The organism is Alteromonas sp. W364 (genome assembly GCF_031846205.1).
Classification (GTDB): Bacteria; Pseudomonadota; Gammaproteobacteria; order Enterobacterales; family Alteromonadaceae; genus Glaciecola; species Glaciecola blandensis.
Map to the genome: position 1 here is coordinate 197056 of NZ_JAVRID010000008.1, position 21275 is coordinate 218330.

Consider the following 21275-nt stretch of genomic DNA (forward strand, 5'->3'; position numbering starts at 1 on the left):
ACGGATGGGTTTTCTCCATTACGTGATGTTTCTTCAACTCGTGACGAGCAACAATAATATTTACGGCCTTGTAGTTTAAGGGCGAAGTAAAATAAGGCTTTACGTCACATTCATAAAAAGAAGGCAGGGAACGTGTCTAGATATATAAAAAAAATAACCACCTATTGTGGGTTGGGTATTTTTGGTCTAGCTGGTGCAGTTGGTGTTGCCCAAGCAGACGAAAAAAATCCAAATATTACAACAAACCTTTCAAAACCTAAATTAAGTAAACCATTCCGTGATGTTGCAAAACCTTTGCCAAAACTGACCCCGGCAAGAGTTGATAAAATGCGTGCATCTGGCGACAAAGTGCCAGGCGATGAGCTCGGATATGCGGTACCTAACCAAAATTATCCTCTCGCTTCAGAATACCTAGAGAACGCAGCTGGCGTCGATGCTGATTCTGTTCTTCAGTACGAAATTACGACTGGCGGTAAATTCCAGCGTAACTCCGCTGCGAACGTGACCGTCGGTTTCGGTTTTGATGGTGTGGGTAACGTGACTGGTGCAACGCCACCAGATACCAATGCTGACGTTGGTCCTGATCATATTGTCCAAACTGTAAACGTAGCACTTGCTATTTGGGATAAAGAAGGTAACCAATTGGTAGCGCCTACTTCTATCAATGCACTGTGGGACGGTTTCGGTGGTCTTTGTGAATCAAATAATAACGGCGACCCTATCGTACTTTATGATTCGCAAGCAGACCGTTGGATGATTACTCAATTTGCATTCCCAAGTGGTTTCACTAACAACCGTCAGTGTATCGCGATCTCGCAAACGGGTGACCCTACAGGTGAGTATTACCTATACGATTTCTTATATAGCACCACTAAATTTAACGATTATCCGCACTACGGTGTGTGGACTGATGCTTACTATGCTGGTGTGAATCAATTTTCACAGTCACTTAGCTTCGTAGGTTCAGGTGTTGTGGCTTATGAGCGTGATAAAATGTTAGCCGGTCAGCCTGCTCAACAAGTTATCTTTGACTTAGAAACAGCTGCTCCAAACGCATTTACGCCAATGCCTGCCGATATTGATGGTATTTTCTTACCACCTGAAGATATGCCGGGTATTTTTGTTACTGCTGATAACCCAGGTGAATTGAATGTTTGGCATTTTGATGTTGATTGGAATGACACAGATAACAGTTCATTTACTCTAGCCGATACACTCACTGTTTCTCCATATAATGGTGCCGTGTGTGGTTTTAGCCGTGACTGTATTGAACAGCCTAATGCGCAAAACCTAGATGTTATCGGTAACCGCATGATGTTCCGTTTGGCATATCGTAACCTTGGTGGCACACAGCATAAGCTAGTCGCTAACCATAACGTTATCGGTTCTTCAACAAGCAACGACATCTCTGGTGTTCGTTGGTATGAAATTGATCTTACTGATACTGGTATGCCTTCTTTAGCTCAAAACGGTACGTTTAACTTAGACGACGGTAATTCACGTTGGATGGGTAGTGCTGCAATGGATGCGGTTGGTAACATTGGTGTTGGTTATAGTGTATCGGGTAACGAGACCTTTCCTTCAATACGCTTTAGTGGTCGTTCACAAAGCGACGCTGACAATGTATTGACTGTGCCTGAAGTTACCTTGAAAGCGGGTGAAGCGTCTCAATCTGGTTCAAACCGTTGGGGTGATTACTCTAGCTTAAGCGTTGATCCTACCGATGATTGTACTTTCTGGTTTACTACTGAGTACTACAAAGAAGGGGATGACAATTCAACGGCTTGGTCTACTTATATTGGTAGCGTGAAGTTCGATGACTGTATTGCTGGCCCATCAGGTACTATTGCAGGAACGATTACTGATTCTGCTGGTAACCCTATTGCTGATGCTCAAGTCACAATTGGCGCGTTAACCGCTAGAACAAACGCTGCGGGTGAATACACTGCAACACTGCCCGTTGCTGATGGTTTCACAGTAGAAGCCTTCAAATACGGTTTCGATGCAGCATCAACTGCAGACGTAGACGTAACAGAAGACGAAGAAACAACGGTTAACTTTAGCCTTGATGCTGCTACGCCAGTAACAGTCACCGGTGTGGTGAGTGATGGTTCTGGTTTAGACGTTCCATTATTCGCTGAAATCGTTGTCGATGCCCCAGGAACTCGTTTAACTACCTTTACTGACCCAGTAACAGGTGCGTTCAGCATTGATTTGTTTGAAGGTACCTTGATCAAGATGACAGCAATGTCGGCTGATCCTGGCTACATGGCACAAGCTGTAGATTTCACGCCTGCCGCTGGAACACCTCAAAACTTTGACCTAACGGTACTAGCTAGCTGTACTGCTCGTGGTTACGGTTTCTCTGAGCCTTCATTTGTTGAAGATTTCGAAGGCGGTGTACCACCAACAGATTGGACAATTAACGCGACTGGTCCAGGTGGAACTTGGTTTGCTGCATCGACTAGTACTCGTGGGGACTTACTCGGTTCGGGTGAGGCTGCGATGATTGATAGTGATGCTGCTGGTTTCTCTAATACGTCAGCAACCTTGACTACACCTGTTATTGCGGTAGCAGATGTTTCTTCAACAGTTGTTGCGTTTGATAGCTGGTTTAGAACTTTCGGTGGAAGTGATGTCTACAATTTAGAAGTCAGCGTTGACAGTGGCGCATGGACTGCAGTTCAGGCAATTCCTGCAACAAACCAAGCTGAGTCACTCATCGTTGACCTTGCGGCTGAACTAGCGGGCGCGACTAACTTCCAGCTTCGTTGGAACTATGACGCTACCTTCGAATACTATGCGATTGTTGATAACGTAGCATTAGGTGGTAACACTTGTATTCCATTAGACGGTGAGATTGTTCGTGGTGTCGTTGTAGACGCTAACACTGACGCTCCATTGAATGGTGCAACAGTTAGCTCTAGTGCAGACACTGCAACGACAACGTCTACTGACAGTGCTGACTTCCCGGGTGGTTACTTCTCATTGTTCGTACCTACTGGTGACACCAATGTTTCAGTTGCGCTTTCATTGTATGAAACAGCAACAGTAGCATTAGCAGACGTACTTCCTACGGCGCCTATCGCGTTGAACGCCCCTCGTTTCGAAATTGCTGATTCATTGGCAACGGTAACGGTAACGAATGGTCGTGTTGGTACTTCTTCTATTACATTGGATAACACCGGTACTGCTGACGGTGACTATATTGTATTGTTTACTCAATCACCTACGAGTGCTCCAGAAGTAACGGGCCCTTTCCACGCAACTTCTCGTCACTTCGGTCCTAAGAACTTAAGTGATTTAGATGCGACGAAAGCTCGTCACGTTGTTGACCAAATGGCATTGAACCTACCACAAGCGGCATCTGATGTTCTTGGTGGATTTGGTACGCCTCAGATGGCATTCCCATGGGGTGTTGCAATTAACCAAGACACAGGTTTCTTCTACGTAGGTGACCTAGCTGCTGGTGGCGCTCCGGTTGATGCTATTTTTGAGTACAATGCAAATGGTGCTTTCACAGGCAACACTATCGATAACTCAGCATCATCTGCTATCTTTGGTGCAGACATGGCTTACAACAATCGTACCGGCATGATCTGGCAGGTTGAAGTAGGTGATGATAACTGTATTCACGAGATTGACCCTGTTGCTATGGAAGTGACTGGTAAGCAAATTTGCCCAGCATTCGGCACATCGCAACGTGGTTTAGCTTATGACCCAATTACCAACACGTTCTACTCTGGTTCTTGGAACGATAGCATCATCCACCAATTCGACGTTGAAGGTACGCTACTTCGCTCTGTCAATGTTGGCTTATCAGTGTCTGGTTTAGCGATTAACCCAGTATCTGGCAAGCTTTATGTTATGCAGAACACGACTACTGGTTTTGACGTGACTATTTTGGATTCAACAACAGCAGAACTTGATGCAGAAACAGGCTTCAACCTACTAGCAAGTGATGCGCTTCCTATTGATCCAATCGCAGGTGGTGAACAATCTGGTCTAGCTGTGACTTGTGACGGTATCATGTGGACGCCTTCTCGTTCGTTAGGCGGTATCATCGCATTTGAAAGTGGTGAAACTAACTTCTGTGATTGGAAAAACTTACCTTGGGTAACGCAAACTTCAGCTGTCGCTGGCACTGTTGCCGCTGGTGAATCTGTTGATATCGAGCTAGAGTTCGACACTACAGCACTCGCAACAGGTTCGTTCTCTGCACAAATGGTGACTTCAGGTAATACACCTTACCCTGATTCAAGCACTGCTGTTTCACTTAATGTGACTGCACCAATTCCTGGTGATGTTTCATTGGTTGATTCTACAGTGAGAACACAGAATGGTCAGCCAGCGCTTATTACAGTTGAGCGTGTTGGTGGTGCTGACTTCGAAGTTACGGTTGATTATGAAATTGGTAGTGGTACTGCTGAACAAGGCATAGATTTCATTGGATTGGCTGGTACATTAACATGGGCTGACGGCGATACATCTCCGAAAACCATTAGTATCAACACTGTTAATCAAGAGACGACAGACGATATTGGTTTCTCGATTGTGATTACTAATCCAACTGGCGGTGCTGATATCATCCGCTCAACAACTGCAGTCATCATCGAAGGTGATGAGCCGAAAGATAGTGGTAGCTTAGGCTTCTTACTAGTTGCTCTTTTAGCTGCAGGTGGTTTAGCAAGAAGACGTTATAAGTTCTAAAGTGAACTAAGATACACAATGTAAAAACCCCGCTTTTGCGGGGTTTTTTTTGCATACTATTAAGGTGGTGAAGTTTACTCTGATTGTTTGTGACTATACTTTTCAAGTACATCAAGTGGAATAATGTTGAGTGCACTTTCATTGGTTGCCTCTAAGTCAATCTTCGGAGCAACATCCATATATAAAGCTTCACGCCAGCGCATTGCACACAAACACCAGCGGTCGCCAGGTTTTAAGCCTTGAAATTGATATAATGGGTTAGGTGTGATTAGGTCATTCCCTCGAGATAAAGAATAGTTTAAAAACGCCTCTGAAACGATGGCGCAAACACTATGATTTCCTACGTCACCTTCTGGTACATAGCAGAAACCTTCTCTTGTATAACCAGTATTTCCGCAGCACAGTTTTAAAGTGCCACCTAAGACGTTTTTTTGGTTTGCCATTTCTAATCCTTAAATTACTTCTCACGTATACATACAATACAGCTCATCAACCAATATAGCTCATAAGATGTTAGACAAGAGTAAGCTCAGCAAGCTTTCAAGTAAATCAGACGAAAATACAAATGTGTCTCAGTCAGAGATAGCACGTTTTGACCTTTTGGCAGAAAGTTGGTGGGATCCGAATGGTAAATACAAAACGGCCCTCATTTTTAACCAAGCTCGTATCGATTATTTTGTGCCGCAGATCTGCAAGCACTTCAACCGAGACATCGATGATGAAAATTGCCTTGCTGGTTTGAGTGTCTTAGATGTTGGTAGCGGCGGCGGTTTGGTGTGTGAGCCTTTAGCGAAACTTGGCGCTAATGTAACGGGTATTGATGCTAGCGAAATGAGCGTTGAAGTCGCCAGACGACACGCACAGAAAACAGGCCTGAATATTCATTATCAGCACATCCTGTCGACAGATAAACTCAAAGAAGGGAAGCAGTTTGATATTGTGATAAATGCCGAGGTAGTAGAGCATGTGCCAGACCAAAAGGCGTTGATAGCCGAATGTGCACAACTGACAGCAAATGGAGGCTTTACTATTTTGGCGACGCTGAATCGCACTCCAAAATCATTTGTTATTGCCATTATTGGCGCTGAATATATCATGCGTTACTTGCCAATCGGTACACACAGTTGGGCCAAGTTTGTGAAACCAGTCGAGCTTAATCAGATGGCAGTTGTGGCAGGCTTACAACAGGTTTCTGAATCAGGAATGGCCTATAACCCTTTGTCAGGGAAATGGCGGCTAAGCAATAGTTTGGCTGTGAACTATATACAGTGTTATAAGAAGAATAAATAGCCAATTTATTGCGCCAAAGTAAAGCTGTTTTATACTAGTTGTAGTTCAAGGCTAATCAGAGAAAAGCTAGCATGAAAATCTACGACACTAAAACGGCTCCCACTCCCCGACGCGTTCGCATATTCCTTGCAGAAAAGTCTATTCCGATGGAGTATGTTGAGGTCGATTTGCAAAAAGGTGAAAATCTCTCCAAAGAAATGAGGGAAAAAAATCCCATTGGTAAAATACCGATATTGGAATTGGACGATGGTACCTGTATTAGCGAGAGTGATGCTATTTGTGCTTACTTTGAGGCCTTACAACCCGAACCCTTCTTATTCGGAGAAAGTGCACTCGAAAAAGGGCAGGTTGCTATGTGGCAGCGTCAAGTTGAGTTTGGTTTGTTCATGCAAGTGGGTATGTGCTTTCAACATACGACAGGTTATTTTAAAGACCGAATGAAGCCCATCAAAGAATACGGTGTTGAGGCGGGTATAAATGCGGCTAAGTTTTTGAAATTGCTCAATCGCCAGTTAGAGCAAAACCAGTTTATTGCTGGAGATAAATTCTCTATCGCTGACATAACAGCAATGTGCTCGATTGATTTTGCACGAGTCATCGATGTCAGAGTCAAAGACGAGTATACGGCTCTACAAGCTTGGTATGACAAGGTTAGCGCCAGGCCTAGCGCTAAAGCTTAATTACAGGGACGCTATTAAATGTAGTGAAGGCATTGATTGTGTTCATTTGAACACTAACTCTCAATACTTTCCCCAACATCTTCGAGCAGTTCAGCGCCATCCATGGCTGTCGTAAAAACGACTAGTTCGCTTTTATGTCGAAGCGGTCGTTATTCATTATTTTTGACCATGCTGCGACAAAGTCCTTAACAAATTTTTCTTGGTTATCATCCTGAGCGTAAACTTCCGCATAAGCTCTTAAAATTGAATTTGAACCAAAAACTAAGTCAACGCTAGTCGCTGTGTATTTGACTTCGCCCGAGCGTCTATCCCTAAGCTCATAGCTCTTATCAGCGACAGGATGCCAGCTCATTGACATGTCAGTTAGGTTAACAAAGAAGTCGTTAGTCAGTTGTCCAACCCGCGACGTAAATACACCATGCTCTGATTCATTATAATTGGTCCCAAGTACTCTCATGCCACCAACTAAAACAGTCATCTCTGCTGCGCTCAAGCCCAGTAATTGTGCTTTATCCAAAAGCATCGCTTCAGGTGATACAGCATACTCCTTTAATTGAAAGTTCCTAAACCCGTCAGCGAGCGGCTGCAAGACATTGAAGCTTTCTTTATCAGTTTGTTCCTCAAGCGCATCACCACGCCCTGGCACAAACGGAACATTGATGTTCATTCCAGCCGCAGTAATAGCGTTTTCTAGGCCAACTCCACCAGCAAGTACTATCGTGTCAGCCACAGATGCACCGTACTGTTTGGCGATTGGTTCCAATACCGACAATACTTTTTGCAACCTGTTTGGTTCATTGGCAGGCCAGTTTATTTGCGGAGCAAACCGAATACGGGCACCGTTTGCACCGCCGCGCTTATCTGAACCACGGTAAGTTCTTGCGCTATCCCAAGCCGTGTTGATTAGCTCTACATTGGATAGGCCTGACTCTGCGATAGCAGCCTTTAAAGCATCTACGTCATAATCGCTAGGGCCTTGAGGGATTGGATCCTGCCAAATGAGATCTTCACTCGGTACATCCGGTCCATAATAATTGCTTCTGGGTCCCATATCTCTATGCGTTAATTTAAACCAAGCGCGAGCAAAGGCATCTTTGAAATACTCTGGATCACTCATGAACTTCTGACAAATTTGATTGTAAATAGGGTCAACCTTCATCGCCATGTCTGCATCAGTCATCATTGGCATTTGCTTAACATTTGGATCGCTCGGATCGAGTGGTTTCTCGGATTCAGGCATATCAACTGGTTGGTATTGGTGCGCGCCAGCCGGGGATTTGGTCAACTCCCATTCGTAACCAAATAAATAATCAAAGTAGCCCATGTCAAACTTCAAAGGCTCTTTTGTCCAAGCTCCTTCTATACCAGAAGTGAATGCTTTATTGGCTTTTCCTGCCTGATCTGGGTTTTCCCAACCCAGTCCTTGAGCGTGCACAGGGCAGCCTTCGGGTTCTTTACCAATATTGCCTTCTTTATTCATGCCATGAGCTTTACCAACGGTATGACCGCCGCAAGTTAGTGCTGCTGTTTCCTCATCATTCATCGCCATGCGGCTAAAAGTTTCTCTGATGTGAAGAGCTGTTTTTGCTGGATCAGGTTCACCATTTACGCCTTCTGGATTGACATAAATGAGACCCATATGGACTGCAGCCAGGGGGTTTTCAAGTGTACTTGGCTTTTCTAATTCGTTATATCTATTTTCTGAGGGTGCTAGCCATTCATTCTCAGCCCCCCAATAAACATCTTTTTCAGGACCCCAAATATCCTGTCTGCCAAATGCAAACCCGAAAGTCTTAAAGCCCATCGATTCATAGGCCATGTTGCCAGCCAACATAATTAAATCGGCCCAACTTAGAGCATTACCGTATTTTTTCTTTACAGGCCATAAGAGTCGTCTAGCCTTATCCAAGCTAGCGTTGTCAGGCCATGAATTTAATGGCGCGAATCGAATGTTGCCTGTTGCAGCACCACCACGGCCATCGCCTAATCGATACGAACCTGCAGAATGCCACGCTAGACGGACCATGAGGCCACCGTAATGGCCCCAATCAGCTGGCCACCAATCTTGACTATCTTTTAACGTAGCTTCAACGTCAGATTTGACTGACTCATAATCGAGGCCTTCCAGTGCTTTAGCGTAACTAAAGTCATTATCCATCGGATTAGTGCGTGTATCGTGCTGGTGTAAAATATCCAAGTTAAGGGATTCAGGCCACCACTTAGTCACTGAGTTTTCTGAACCTGTGTTACCACCATGCATGACGGGGCACACGCCGTTTGACGATTTGTTAGACATATATTCTCCTAATGTAGACTTTACAAAATGAAGTCTTTGCACTTGCTTTAGGTTAATACTAGACACAATCAAACGCTTTTACACACCGAATAAATAGATTGCTCTAATCGCTTTTATTATATTTGAAGAAAACATCAGGCGATGTGCATCCCACTTTACGCCCAAAATATGATCCCGATGACTCCGAATTTGAGCAAAAAAAGCATCACACAAAAATGCACACCCGATGCAATTGTGTAATACCAATAGCTCGATTTATTGACATTGTTGCTTTTTTTAATAAAAACAGTCGCTATGGCAAATACTGAGCATAATGCAAAAATAATCGTCATCAACATGATGCCAATAGATACAATCGTTGGTCCGGCCATATAGTAATATGGGTTTGAGCCAGCAACAAAGAGCAATCCCCAAATGCTGATAAATGCCCATGAAGCAAGTAATGGCCATCTTCTGAGCTGTTTCACTTCAATAGGAACACTACGACCACGTAACTTTGCAATACCAATACCCAGTGTTTTAAATAGTGAAAATATAATAATCAATAACCACAGAAACCCGATTAGTAACTGCGTATAACCTAGCCAAGGGTTTATTCTTTTTAATACCGAGGTCTTAACGGCACTAGCACCATAAGCATAGTGCAATACTTCACCCTCAATCGGGTCGACGACTCTAGCAAGGGAGATTAAACCGGTTTCATCAGAGCGATATAAATCGTCTGAGACTGGGTGATAATAGTTTTTGCTAGCCCCAATGGCCTTTCCTTGAATGAGTGTGTTCTCGTCAAAGGAAAATGTTTTCATATTTGAAATGTAATTTATAAAGCTGAACAACTCTACTCGCGGATTGATTTCGTAATATAGGCCCTCGATTGCCGGTTTTGTTTGCGTGGAAGCCAAAAACGCTTCCTCTGTTTTATTCGTTTTTTGATCCATCAGAAGCACAGCTGCAGGTGCTTCTGAACGACTCAACTGTTGTGTCTCGTAATCTTTAATTAAATTAGAAATTTTTTGAAAAGCCGCAATGTTTTTCGTATTTAATAAAATGACGTGTCCTGTTTGCTGTTCAGGGATATAGGAAATTTCAGACATATAACCTTCAATACCGCCGCGATGCTCACGATATACCCATTGCTTGTAACCCGCACTATAATTACTGAGGCCATACCCCGTTTGCATACCTTTTTGTGCAGATAGCGATGAACTTGGCGTCTCCATTCTCACTAAAGACTGCTCGCTGAGAATTTGCGTACCATTGAACTGTCCTCGCTGAATAAACAGTGTGAGTAAGTTCGTCATATCTTTGATAGAGCTATTCAAAGCGCTTGCGGGACGATTGATGAAATGATGATAGTCGATCGGTCGGTTCTTATCGTCATAGCCAACGGTTGGCATTGAAGTAAAAACCTCATCATACAAAAATGTGCTGTGTTGCATATCTAGCATGTTGAAGAAATGCGTTTGTACGAACGCTTCAAATGTTTTTCCGCTGACTTTTTCTACAATATACGCAGCTACCGTCGGTCCAGTATTATTGTATGCATACCTGCTTCCAGGGTGCCAACGCGAGGTTCTCGAGTGAGGATGAAAATCAAGTCCATCTTTAAGTGAAATAGGCGGTGTTTGGTTATGAGCGAATTCGGGGTAATGCTGTTCGTCCCAACCTGTGGTGTGCTCCAAAAGGTGCATAATCCTTATCGGATGTGTAGCCGCATATGGGTTATTAAACTCAATCTCTGGTGCCAAATCGACTAACTTATCTTGTAAACTAAGCTTTTTATCTTCTACGAGCTTCAATACGCTCAGGGCAACCAACATTTTTGACGTTGAACCTAAACGAAACACAGAATCTGTATTAACAGAGATGTTTTCCTCTCGATTCGCAAGGCCAATAGCATCAAAGTAAACAAGACCTTGTTTATCTATCATCGTAATACCCGCGGCTGGCACTTTATAATGCTGCATTAAATCAGCCAAGGCGACTTTAAGCTCTTCAATGTTGGACGGAGATTGATGCCGTTCTCGACTCTGATTAGCTTGCACAGATAAACAAAACAAAAAGAATGTAATGAGTAACAATAAAATAGGTCTTAGGTTTTTCATTTGGGTTTCCAATAAATAAAAGGCACATGCTAGATATTAGCGACTATTAGATAGCCGCCGATACCTCACCACTTATGTTTTAAAATAGATTCTTATACTAAGCAGAAATACTTAGATGATTGAGAAGAGAGCCACTTACGTGTCGGGCAATTTACTTTTTGTATACAGCCTTTTAATATCAGCTCGAGTGAGGGTGATGACTATCCAGTAAACAAACAGTAAATTGAAGCAGTATTCTGCTATTAAAAGGTAATCTATATCCAAGGCACTCAAAGACAGCTTACTCGTCATGGCTTTGATAAATACTTCAGCGAGTAATCCGCCATTGATCAAAAAGAACACACCACAAATTCCTAACATGGTGTACCTTGCCCAACTTTTTAATCTAAATAGCGGGTAGATGACAGCCACAAACAGAATACAAAAACTAATGACGACGCCGAATAACCCGGAAATGGCAATGCTATCAAAATTCTTTTGCGGTTGACTTATGATCAGAATAATCGAATTGATCAGTGTATAACTGGCAGAAATAGCCAATAGTGAAAGTATTGCAATCAAGCTATTGGGTATCTCTTTATCATCCATTGGCAATATTCGTCGCGTAATAGCTAAAACCAAAATTCTCAACTCCATCCATAATGGCGCAAAATCAATTTCATCTGTTGAAAACTCGAGCTTGTATGCTTCAACGTCTAGTGCATTCGCAACTGCATTTAGCGTTTTTACAGATACCATACCTTCGTTTTCCATTCGCTGAATCGTTCGTGAGTGCACACCAGAGACTTCTGCAAAATCTTCCTGAGTCCAAGATTTTTGCAGCCTTAACTTTTTTATTAGTCCGTGTTTGACTTTAATTTTCATAACTATTCTCAATCGACGCTTAGTTGCCATTTTGCTCGGCGTGCCATTGTTTGTCCACGACACGGCCACGACATAAGCAAATAATTTTCGATTAAAGTGAAATTTTAGGGCTTAAAATTATCTAAACGCTTATATTGATCATTTAAGTGTTATTTCCACGACAAAGATTAATTAAACAAAATAGGCATTTCTCGTCAGACAAGTTGACCCAGAATGGCAGTCCTACATATGGCGTAAAAAGTTTCTATATAGAAATGAATGAAATGTTCAAGTTTTGTGGAGCTTAGTAAGCGCAGACAACTATCTTAGGTCGTTAATCGTTAAATCCAGAAGACTCATCAAAGTGGTAAGCTGCTCAGGTGAAATGGAAGAAAACTGACACTTGATCTTTTCAGGTATTTGGCTTGCTTCTTCTTGCATTTCTTTTCCGCTACGACTAAGCATCACAAAACGCTTCCGTCGATCATCTTTGTCCTTTATTACTAGAAGTAGTTCTTTCTCAGCCATTTTTTTCAATATTTGTGTCATTGCGCCACTGTCGATAGACGTTTTTTGAGTTAGCTCGGCGATGGTTATTCGATCGGTTTCCCATAACGCTAACATGACCAAATATTGTGGATAAGTAAGATTGAGCTGACTCAATGGTTCTCTATATGCGCGTGTGATGCTATTCGAAGCCATATAGAGTCGGTGGCAAAGTTGGTTTTCTAACTTTAGTTGTTTGTAAGACATGAAGTACTCCTAGGTGTGATTATATTAATTTGCATGCAAATTATTTGCAAGATGTGTTTTCTTGCGTTATTGTTTGTATGCAAACTAAATTTACGAGGAGTATTTGATGAATAAATTACAAAACGTTGCATATACCGCACACGCAACTGCAACTGGTGGACGAGAAGGGTCTGCAAAAACTGATGATGGTCGTTTGGAAGTAGCGCTTTCGACTCCTAAAGGTTTAGGTGGTGATGATGGACAAGGAACTAACCCTGAACAGTTGTTCGCTGCCGGATATGCCGCTTGTTTTATCGGGGCGCTTAAATTCGTTGCTGGTCAAGCTAAAGTTAGCCTGCCGGCCGAAACACATATTGATTCCTCAGTGTCTATCGGCGCTATTGACGGGGGTTTTGGTATTGCAGTTGAATTACTCGTTTCTCTAGGTGATATGGATAAAGAAGAAGCGAAGGGCTTAGTGGATAAAGCCCATATGGTATGTCCATATTCAAACGCAACGCGTGGCAATATTGAAGTAACACTCTCAATTAAGTAATCGACCAAGAAATCAGTCATTTTTCGCGGGCTTTCGGGCCCGCTTTTCTTCACGAAGCATTCAAACCTTATTTAGCCTGATGAGTCCTTCTATTGAGGATATTAATCACAGTGTCGTTCCTTCCTTAAAAGCTGACAAACGTAAATAACATGTAAATCCCTTTGAGCTTTTAATTGCTTTCGTTATATTGATTCTATTAGGTCTCTTAGGGCTTTGGATTTGAACAAAGAAACAGAAGCATATATTGCAATGAATCGTTTCGGTTATGGTGCTACCGAAACGGATGTTCGTGCGATTTCAAAAACCAATCCTACTAGTTGGCTGAAAGCACAATTGGTGCCTTACAAAATGCCTGAAAGTAAGTTCACATCAGAAGTGGCGATTACTGAAGTCATGGCATACAACCAAATAAGAAACCAACTTAAAAACGCGAGTGAAGCCAGCCAAGACATGCAAGCTTCTCTGACGCAAAAGCGTAAAGAGATCGTTTCTCATGCTCGCGATTTAGCGATTGAATCAACAAAATTTAGCTTCAAAACTTCACAGGTCCTTCAAGCGCGTCTACTCGATTTCTTCTCTAATCATTTTAGTATTTCTAGGAATAACCTTTTAATCACAGCGCTCGCACCTACGATAGAGAGAGAAGCCATTGCCGCAAATCTGAGTTTGTCATTCGAAGATATGCTTCAGGCGGTCATCGCACACCCAGCAATGTTGTTGTATTTGAATAATGAACAGTCTATCGGGCCGAATAGTCGAATAGGTAGACGACGCAAAGGGAAGGGTCTTAATGAAAACCTAGCTCGAGAGATCCTTGAACTTCACACTCTTGGTGTTAAGGCCGGTTATACACAGGAAGACGTGGTCGAATTTGCCAAAGCTATAACGGGATGGAGTGTGGGTCGACCGCATAAAAATGAGCCGGCGGGCTTCAAGTATCGAGTATCTGCTCATGAACCAGGAAATCGAGTAGTGCTAGGAAAAGTATACGAGCAAAGAACGAAGCAAGATGGCTTGCGTCAGGGCCAGAATATATTAACTGACTTAGCAATGCACCCTAGCACTGCTCAACACCTTAGTTACAAGTTAGCAAGACACTTTATTGCAGATCAGCCATCTCCCAAACTGGTAGGGGAAATGAAACGAGTTTATTTGGCTTCCCAAGGTAGTATTCCACAAGTAGTTTCTGCGATGATCACTCATCCTGACGCCTGGTCTTTGCAAAATCAGAAATTTAAAACGCCTAGAGAGTTTATTATCTCAAGTTGCCGTGCTTGCCAACTATATCGACCAAAACCAAATGTATTCCAGGTATTAGAATTAATGGGGCAAGGATTCTTCAATGCCGGTTCACCAGCAGGGTACGCAGATACCTCCGATGCGTGGTCTAGTGCACAGGCTTTGCGAGACAGAATAGAGTGGGCAGGGCATTTTGCTGAACAGGTGAAGTTACCTGTAAGTGAGATTGCTAAACAAGCACTCGGACCTCTATTGAGCGCGAAGACAGCAGAGACAATCGCCAGAGCGGAGAGCCAAACCCAGGCTATTACCCTGTTATTACTCAGCCCTGAATTTCAGAGAAGATAGCGCTTATGAAACGTAGAGACTTTTTAAAAGCGTCGGCGGCTAGTTTAGTCATGTTGCAATGTCCTACCGTTTTTGCTTTCAACCCAGTTGCACAAACCAAGACAAAAAAAGTGATTTGGGTAATGCTTCGAGGAGCGCTTGATCCCTTACACACCTTATTTCCGATAGGTGATCCTGACTTTGCTGGCTACCGACAGTCTGTTGTTCAGCCCATTCAGAAAAGCTTACTGACACTTGATCATCAGTTTTCTTTGCATCCCGACTTAGCGTTTTTGCATCAGCTTTATGAGCGCAAGGAAATGACGCCTGTCGTTGCGGTAGCATCAGGATATCGAAAGCGTTCACATTTTGATGGGCAAGATCAACTTGAAAGTGGGCTAGATCACACGCAACACGAAAATGGTTGGTTGGCTAGGGCACTCAATCAGTATCGAGGTAATGGCGTCGCAGTAGCCAGAACGGTTCCAATTGCGCTGCGTGGTGCGACCAATGACGTTGATACTTGGTTTCCATCTAGTTTTCCTGAAGCAGATGAAGATACTCTGGCCCGATTAGCCGATATGTACGAAGGCGACACACACCTAGCCGGTCTGCTAGAGCAAGCTATCGAACAAACTGAAAATCCGAATATGCAAATGAAGGAAACACGCAGACCTAAGTTTCCTTTCTTGGCGCAGCGCTGCGGCGAGCTTTTACGAAATGAGCAAAATACAAGCTGCGGCATGTTAGAAATGGGTGGGTGGGACACCCATAATAATATGAGTAAACGCCTGTCTAGGCAGTTTAGCTTGTTGGATGAAGGCCTAAAAAATATCAGGACTGAGCTGGGCGATACTTGGCAAGATACCTTAATTGTAATCAGTTCTGAATTCGGTCGAACTGTTAAGCTAAATGGCACTGGTGGCAGCGACCACGGTACCGGCGGTGTGATGTTTTTTGCTGGTGGTGCGGTGCGTAAGTTAGGTGGCAAACTACAAGGTGGCCAAGTCATGGGTACATGGCCTGGCTTGCACGAAGATCAACTGTTCGAAAAACGTGATCTCATGCCAACGACAGATATACGTTTTTGGCTTGCTGAAGCATTAATGAGTCATTGGCGTTTATCGCCTTCTCAAATCAAAGCGATCTTCCCCGATATTTAGTCAAGGGCTAGCGCAAAAGCAGTGCGCCAGCCAGAGAAGCGCTTAGTCTATCAGTGCTTGGTAAACCAAATTGCGGAGATCATCATGATATCGGTGGGTACCGATAGGCACAAACTGCGCCATTCCAATGATAATAAGATTCTCTTTTGGGTCGACTCTAAAGTAAGTTGATGCTGCGCCTCCCCACCCAAAGTTACCTTCTGAACTTAAAAATCGACTTTGCCCCTCGTCGACGGTTACCGAAACTGCTAGTCCATAGCCTTCACCAAGTGAATTAGCTGCATATGGAACTAAGTCTGCAGGAAGATGATTGCTCGTCATATATTCAACTGTTTTTCGACCTAAGATCCGAACACCGTTTATTTCACCCCCATTTAATAGCATTTGTGCAAAGGTAAGATAATCGTCCATGGTTGAGACTAAGCCGCCGCCACCATTATGAACTTCTGGGTCACTCAAAAAGTCGCCTAAAGGTTCATTTTCCATCGGAATCGTGTTTCCATTCTTGTCGCTACTGTATATTTGCGCTAGTCGGTGAGCTTTATCAGGAGCAACTGAGAAACCAGTGTCGGTCATTCGAAGAGGTACAAAAATGTTCTTTTGCATGTATTCGCCCAGTTTCATTCCAGACAACCGTTCAACTAACGCCCCAATCACATCGGTATTCACACCATAGTGCCACTGAGTGCCAGGTTGATGATTGAGTGGGAGTTTAGCCAGTTCACTCATGACATCTTCCGCTTTCACTTTGCCCTGTGTCATGGGAGATGCGCGATACAAATTATCAACTTCGCTACCAGTAAAACCATAACTGAAACCGGCAGTGTGCATGAATAAATCAATAATTCTGATGGGTGCATTTGCATCTTCAAGCACCATATCATCACCGCTACCACTAACATACACTTTTAAGTTTGCTAGTTCAGGTATATACCAAGCAATGGGATCATTCATATGAAACTTGCCTTGCTCCCATAGTTGCAGTGCGGCCACAGCAGTGACTGGTTTTGTCATTGAATAAATACGGAAGATAGTGTCTTTCTGTAACTCAAGTCCAGCCTCGCGATCTTGCATGCCAAGTGTGGAGTCATGGACTATCTCTCCATTCCTGGCGACCAATGTGCTGATTCCTGCTAGTTTACCTTCGTCAATATACCTTTGCATTTTAGTGTCGATGTTTTGTAATCGACCTTTAGAAAAGCCTTGGTTTTTGTTAGCAACTGCATTGGTGTTGGCGTCATAGGGTAGGCGATGCTCAGTAACCGATATACTGCATGCCGATAATATAAGGCAGAGGCTTATGAGGAGATAATGCCGCATAAATAAGTCCTTTTCTAAGAAGTTTTTTGTAGTGTAGCCCGCCGAACCATTTGAATCTAGTTTATTATATTGAGTAAATATAGCGCTATGACTTGTCTTTTTTTGTCTTGCTTATTCGATGAATTCACGGTCCTCATGGTTAAATTAATCGCTTTTAATCTAATTTTAATGTTGAAGCAAAGTCTTTTTCAATTTACTCGCCTATACTCTTAACATCCACAAAGCCTATAGAGTGACTATATCTCTATTGGTCGGAAGTTTTAAAACCATAAAATAAAGTGTATTAGAACGAGTGCTTGCGGCTTATTTCCGCAGTCATTTATAAATTAGAAAACGTTGACGACACCAGACAAAGTCTGCTGTAAAACCCAACAGAGGTTAAATATGAACAAGTTTACACCTACAAAACTAGCTATCTTTTCATCACTTGCTGCAGCTCTATTAGTTGGCGCGAGTCCTGCAATTTCTAAAACTGTCGGCGACGATGTTATTGAGAAAAACCGTGCCGCTCTCGAAATGAACACTGATGGAAAGGGCTTTGGTCCCCAGTCTCCAAGAGACATCGATTCTAAAGAGGGTACTAACAAGCGAGTTTTTGGCTTTGCTGCACCGTCAACACAAATGAACTTGTGTAACATTCATTTTCACAAAAATGCAGAACACAAGGGTGGTGAGTTCACAACCTATGCTGGTAATGGTGACGGTAAAGGTTACATGACTGGCTTCAAATATGATGGTGCACTTTCTGCTGCCGAAACAAAACCAGTCAACAAAAACATCTGTGCTGCCAAGGGTGGTTCACTAATGGCGGGCGATACTATTGAATTGCATTATGTCTATACGTCAAATGATATCAAGCCAGGTCCAACCTTGGGCGCGTGTTTGTCAGACAGTTCAATGAACCCAGGTCTTCGTGTTGAAGGTCAAGTGTTCGTTCTTGTAAACGATGACGATGCATTAGACTTCGAAGACTTAGCGAAAGTAGAGCAGCGCGATGGCTATTATCAAGCTGTCAACATTCCGAATAATACGGGTACACCGGTTGAGTATATTGGTTCAACCACAGGCCCCTCATTCAATGAAAAAGCTTCTCCTCTGAAAGTAAGCTGGAGCGTAAGACCTCAGGTTGCTAAAGTAGATATCAATTCAGTTGGTGAATGGTGTGAAAGCAATGAGTTCAACGAAGATCATGCTCACGGCGTTAGAAATCTGGTAACAAATGAGAAGCTACTTTCTCCAATCAAGTAGTAGAAACGGTGTTTACGCTTGGGCGGTTTCGCCCAAGCGATATCCATTCCCGCGTAATGTCTGAATCGCAATTGCTTTATCCGCATCCAAGCGCTTTCTTAAGCGACTAATATAAACATCCACAATATTGGTGTTGGGGTCACTGTAAGTCTGCCACACTCGGCTCAATATTCTTTCTCTCGACAAAACTTTGTTCTTGTTTTCGAGCAAATACTGAAGCAACTCATACTCTATTTTAGTTAAGCCTATTTCTTCTCCGTTTAGTTTTGCCACTCGCTCATCTAGCAATAGTTCTAGCTTTGAGAATTTCAGCGAGTTTATTGTATCGGGTGTTTGTTGGGTTACTCGCCGTTTCAAGGCAACGATCCGTGCTAACAATTCATCGAAATCGAAAGGTTTACATAAATAGTCATCTGCACCTTCTTGTAAGCCTTTGACTCTCTCATTAACTTCATCAAGAGCCGTTAGCATTAAAATCATGGGAGGGTTGGGAAGGGCTTTCAATGCAGAAACAATAGACACGCTATCCTCATCACCAAACATTCTGTCCAATACGAGGATCGTAGACGAATGCTTTTTAACAAAAGGTAATATCTCATGCAGTTGGCTCAGAGTGTCACATTCGTAGCCTTCTGTTTTAAGACCTTTTTCTAAAAAACGTAATAGCGGTAATTCGTCATCAGCGATTAATATTTTCATGATTCATTTTTCAGTGTTAAGTTATCTAGCGGTAATTTGACAGAAAAGGTCGTTCCTTCACCTTGCACGGAATTGACACTAATGCTGCCTTTATGGGCCTCAACAATCGCTTTGGCAATGGGCAAACCAAGACCAACTCCCTCATTATGCTTGCTGAAGCGAACAAAACGTTCGAAGATATTCTCAATTTCAGCTCCTGAAATACCCTCGCCAGTATCCGACACTGAGATGTTAATGCATTCCTCAGAATAACCTATCGATATTTTAATGGCTTCATTCTTGGCTGAATACTTGTTAGCGTTATCGAGTAATATTGAAAAAACCTGTTCTATTCTTGGTTTGTCTATGCGTACCTTTGTCAGTGTATTTTTAATATTCTCATCAACTTCAATATTTCTGTTTTCGCAAAGTTTACGCCACTTTGCGACTTCTGACATGATAATGGGCTCCATATCCATGCTAGAAAGCTCTAAATGAAGCTCAGTCATCTCAGCTCTTGTGAGTAGTAATAAACCATCAACTAAGTGGCTCAAGTTGACGGCTTGATCGAGTATTACTTGCAGTGTGTCTTTGTATTCTGCCTCTGAGATAGACTTCACACGCAAAGTCACTTGAGCCTCACCTCTTATGATCGTTAAAGGCGTGCGCAATTCGTGCGATACATCAGCAATGAATTGACGACGACGAGAGTCTATTTTGGTCAACTGTAGGTTGGCTTGGGTTAACTCGCTAGTGCGTTGCTCTACCTGGAACTCTAAATTTTTGCGGGAGCGAGCTTCGTTTGCCTCGTGTTCTTGCAGCCGCTTAGCGAGCTGATTGATTGAGGTGGCGAGTTGCTGAAATTCACTATCAAGAGTATCAGAAATAGGCTTTCGGTAGTCACCGTTGGCTATTGTATTGGTGGCGCGCTGAATGAGTATAAGCGGCTGATAAAGTTGGTTAAATAACCAATAGCAGGCATAGCCAATAAGCGGGACTACCAATAGACCTAGAATCAATGTAAACCAAACTATCGCTGTATTTAAGGCATTTATTCGCGCATTGATGCTACTCACTACTCGACTTTGACGCACTTCTGCTGCGTTTATCGCTTCTCTAAATTCATTGTCGATACTCTCTTCTAGCAAGTTGCGTAGGTTTTGTTTTTGCGCAATGGGGACACTAGTACTGTTTTCTACAATCATCTCAAATTCATTGATTATGGATGTAATTAAACTATCAAGTTCGTCGGTATCTTCTACGGTACCTAGCGTGAAATCTTCACCTAAAGCTTCTCGTTGCTTTAATTCCAAGCGTCTAATATTGACGATAGATTCAGCGATAATCGCCCGCTTTTTGCGGACATTTGCTTGGTTGGCATTTTTACCAAAAATAATTTCATCGGTAAGCTGTTTAAAGAGCCGGTAAGAAATACTGGAAAGCTGTTGATGCTCACTTAATAAGGACTGAGCAATTGTACTCTGTTCCAAGTTCTGCCGCGTAAGGTGCGCAGATACCGCTGTGCATGCAAGTGCAATGAGTAGGATAAAGGCCGTGCCCAAACCAAAAAAGAAGAGCTTTTTCTTATACATCTCTAAAACAATCCTTATTTAATATTTCATCTAATATTTAGTTGTTGCCGCAATCAATGTCATTCCCGCCACCAACGTCATTCCCGCCACCAACGTCATTCCCGCCACCAACGTCATTCCCGAGTAGTCGGGAACCTAGCTCCCCATCTGCATGGGGATGACGCAATGCACATAGTCATCCCCATGTAGATGGGAACCTAGCTCCCCATCTACATGGGGATGACGCAATGCACATAGTCATTCCCGAGTAGTCGGGAACCTAGCTCCCCATCTACATGGGGATGACGCAATGCACATAGTCATTCCCGAGCAGTCGGGAACCTAGCTCCCCATCTGCATGGGGATGACGCAATGCACATAGTCATTCCCGAGTAGTCGGGAACCTAGCTCCCCATCTGCATGGGGATGACGCAATGCACATAGTCATTCCCGAGCAGTCGGGAACCTAGCTCCCCATCTACATGGGGATGACGCAATGCACATAGTCATTCCCGAG

Annotated in this window: 16 protein-coding genes; 7 read left to right on the forward strand and 9 right to left on the reverse strand. The window is 43.1% G+C overall.

Annotated features, from left to right (window positions below):
• Nucleotides 1–132 precede the first annotated feature (132 nt).
• On the forward strand, nucleotides 133–4710 hold the full coding sequence (locus RM556_RS14010) for a carboxypeptidase regulatory-like domain-containing protein (RefSeq protein WP_311362298.1): 4578 nt from the start codon (nucleotides 133–135) through the stop codon (nucleotides 4708–4710).
• A gap of 74 nt (nucleotides 4711–4784) precedes the next feature.
• Here RM556_RS14010 and RM556_RS14015 read toward each other — a convergent pair whose 3' ends face one another.
• A complete protein-coding gene (locus RM556_RS14015) occupies nucleotides 4785–5153 on the reverse strand; it encodes a DUF2237 domain-containing protein (RefSeq protein WP_311362299.1) in 369 nt (122 codons plus the stop codon).
• 67 nt (nucleotides 5154–5220) lie between these two features.
• On the opposite strand from RM556_RS14015, the gene ubiG reads away from it, so the two are divergent.
• Both ubiG and RM556_RS14025 read left to right on the forward strand, forming a co-directional pair.
• Nucleotides 5221–6000: a bifunctional 2-polyprenyl-6-hydroxyphenol methylase/3-demethylubiquinol 3-O-methyltransferase UbiG gene (gene ubiG, locus RM556_RS14020; protein ID WP_311362300.1), complete on the forward strand. Its 780-nt coding sequence runs from the start codon at nucleotides 5221–5223 to the stop codon at nucleotides 5998–6000.
• A gap of 71 nt (nucleotides 6001–6071) precedes the next feature.
• Entirely contained in the window at nucleotides 6072–6680 is a 609-nt protein-coding gene (locus tag RM556_RS14025) for a glutathione S-transferase family protein (RefSeq protein ID WP_311362301.1), read from the forward strand.
• Between the two features lie 121 nt (nucleotides 6681–6801).
• Here the strand turns inward: RM556_RS14025 and katG are convergent, their stop codons facing one another.
• From katG to RM556_RS14045, 4 genes are all read right to left on the reverse strand, one after another.
• Nucleotides 6802–8976, reverse strand: a complete 2175-nt coding sequence (katG, locus tag RM556_RS14030; RefSeq protein WP_311374897.1) for a catalase/peroxidase HPI — start codon at nucleotides 8974–8976, stop codon at nucleotides 6802–6804.
• Between the two features lie 155 nt (nucleotides 8977–9131).
• Nucleotides 9132–11081 carry a serine hydrolase domain-containing protein gene (locus RM556_RS14035; RefSeq protein WP_311374898.1) on the reverse strand — a complete coding sequence of 650 codons (1950 nt, stop codon included), beginning with the start codon at nucleotides 11079–11081 and terminating at the stop codon, nucleotides 9132–9134.
• A 135-nt stretch (nucleotides 11082–11216) separates the two neighbouring features.
• Nucleotides 11217–11945: a helix-turn-helix transcriptional regulator gene (locus RM556_RS14040; protein WP_311362304.1), complete on the reverse strand. Its 729-nt coding sequence runs from the start codon at nucleotides 11943–11945 to the stop codon at nucleotides 11217–11219.
• 300 nt (nucleotides 11946–12245) lie between these two features.
• Nucleotides 12246–12677, reverse strand: a complete 432-nt coding sequence (locus RM556_RS14045) for a MarR family transcriptional regulator (protein ID WP_311362305.1) — start codon at nucleotides 12675–12677, stop codon at nucleotides 12246–12248.
• A 106-nt stretch (nucleotides 12678–12783) separates the two neighbouring features.
• Here RM556_RS14045 and RM556_RS14050 point away from each other — a divergent pair, with 106 nt between their 5' ends.
• The 3 genes from RM556_RS14050 to RM556_RS14060 all read left to right on the forward strand — a co-directional run bounded on the left by RM556_RS14050 (nucleotide 12784) and on the right by RM556_RS14060 (nucleotide 15941).
• Nucleotides 12784–13212, forward strand: coding sequence for an organic hydroperoxide resistance protein (locus tag RM556_RS14050; protein WP_311362306.1), 429 nt, complete (start codon nucleotides 12784–12786; stop codon nucleotides 13210–13212).
• A 219-nt stretch (nucleotides 13213–13431) separates the two neighbouring features.
• Nucleotides 13432–14799 carry a DUF1800 domain-containing protein gene (locus RM556_RS14055; protein ID WP_311374899.1) on the forward strand — a complete coding sequence of 456 codons (1368 nt, stop codon included), beginning with the start codon at nucleotides 13432–13434 and terminating at the stop codon, nucleotides 14797–14799.
• Nucleotides 14800–14804: 5 nt separating this feature from the next.
• Nucleotides 14805–15941: a DUF1501 domain-containing protein gene (locus RM556_RS14060; RefSeq protein WP_311362308.1), complete on the forward strand. Its 1137-nt coding sequence runs from the start codon at nucleotides 14805–14807 to the stop codon at nucleotides 15939–15941.
• A gap of 42 nt (nucleotides 15942–15983) precedes the next feature.
• Here the strand turns inward: RM556_RS14060 and RM556_RS14065 are convergent, their stop codons facing one another.
• Complete coding sequence (locus RM556_RS14065; RefSeq protein ID WP_311362309.1) at nucleotides 15984–17261, reverse strand: serine hydrolase domain-containing protein; 1278 nt, start codon at nucleotides 17259–17261, stop codon at nucleotides 15984–15986.
• A gap of 384 nt (nucleotides 17262–17645) precedes the next feature.
• Between RM556_RS14065 and RM556_RS14070 the strand changes: the two genes are divergently transcribed.
• Nucleotides 17646–18509, forward strand: coding sequence for a delta-class carbonic anhydrase (locus RM556_RS14070; protein ID WP_311362310.1), 864 nt, complete (start codon nucleotides 17646–17648; stop codon nucleotides 18507–18509).
• A 12-nt stretch (nucleotides 18510–18521) separates the two neighbouring features.
• Here the strand turns inward: RM556_RS14070 and RM556_RS14075 are convergent, their stop codons facing one another.
• The 3 genes from RM556_RS14075 to RM556_RS14085 are packed head-to-tail and all read right to left on the reverse strand — an operon-like array spanning nucleotide 18522 to nucleotide 20945.
• Nucleotides 18522–19208 (reverse strand): response regulator transcription factor, encoded by a 687-nt coding sequence (locus tag RM556_RS14075; protein ID WP_311362311.1) that lies wholly within the window; start codon nucleotides 19206–19208, stop codon nucleotides 18522–18524.
• A complete protein-coding gene (locus RM556_RS14080) occupies nucleotides 19205–20779 on the reverse strand; it encodes a HAMP domain-containing sensor histidine kinase (protein WP_311362312.1) in 1575 nt (524 codons plus the stop codon). The genes RM556_RS14075 and RM556_RS14080 overlap by 4 nt, the downstream gene beginning before the upstream one ends.
• 37 nt (nucleotides 20780–20816) lie before the next feature.
• Nucleotides 20817–20945 (reverse strand): hypothetical protein, encoded by a 129-nt coding sequence (locus tag RM556_RS14085; protein ID WP_311374900.1) that lies wholly within the window; start codon nucleotides 20943–20945, stop codon nucleotides 20817–20819.
• Nucleotides 20946–21275: the final 330 nt, after the last annotated feature.

What these genes read in the sequence shown, in the direction of transcription:
- RM556_RS14045 (WP_311362305.1), bottom strand. Translation starts at nt 12,677, where the DNA reads ATGTCTTACAAACAACTAAAGTTAGAAAACCAACTTTGCCACCGACTC.
- RM556_RS14060 (WP_311362308.1), top strand. Translation starts at nt 14,805, where the DNA reads ATGAAACGTAGAGACTTTTTAAAAGCGTCGGCGGCTAGTTTAGTCATG.
- katG (WP_311374897.1), bottom strand. Translation starts at nt 8,976, where the DNA reads ATGTCTAACAAATCGTCAAACGGCGTGTGCCCCGTCATGCATGGTGGT.
- RM556_RS14025 (WP_311362301.1), top strand. Translation starts at nt 6,072, where the DNA reads ATGAAAATCTACGACACTAAAACGGCTCCCACTCCCCGACGCGTTCGC.
- RM556_RS14015 (WP_311362299.1), bottom strand. Translation starts at nt 5,153, where the DNA reads ATGGCAAACCAAAAAAACGTCTTAGGTGGCACTTTAAAACTGTGCTGC.
- RM556_RS14035 (WP_311374898.1), bottom strand. Translation starts at nt 11,081, where the DNA reads ATGAAAAACCTAAGACCTATTTTATTGTTACTCATTACATTCTTTTTG.
- ubiG (WP_311362300.1), top strand. Translation starts at nt 5,221, where the DNA reads ATGTTAGACAAGAGTAAGCTCAGCAAGCTTTCAAGTAAATCAGACGAA.
- RM556_RS14050 (WP_311362306.1), top strand. Translation starts at nt 12,784, where the DNA reads ATGAATAAATTACAAAACGTTGCATATACCGCACACGCAACTGCAACT.
- RM556_RS14070 (WP_311362310.1), top strand. Translation starts at nt 17,646, where the DNA reads ATGAACAAGTTTACACCTACAAAACTAGCTATCTTTTCATCACTTGCT.
- RM556_RS14075 (WP_311362311.1), bottom strand. Translation starts at nt 19,208, where the DNA reads ATGAAAATATTAATCGCTGATGACGAATTACCGCTATTACGTTTTTTA.
- RM556_RS14040 (WP_311362304.1), bottom strand. Translation starts at nt 11,945, where the DNA reads ATGAAAATTAAAGTCAAACACGGACTAATAAAAAAGTTAAGGCTGCAA.
- RM556_RS14065 (WP_311362309.1), bottom strand. Translation starts at nt 17,261, where the DNA reads ATGCGGCATTATCTCCTCATAAGCCTCTGCCTTATATTATCGGCATGC.
- RM556_RS14080 (WP_311362312.1), bottom strand. Translation starts at nt 20,779, where the DNA reads ATGTATAAGAAAAAGCTCTTCTTTTTTGGTTTGGGCACGGCCTTTATC.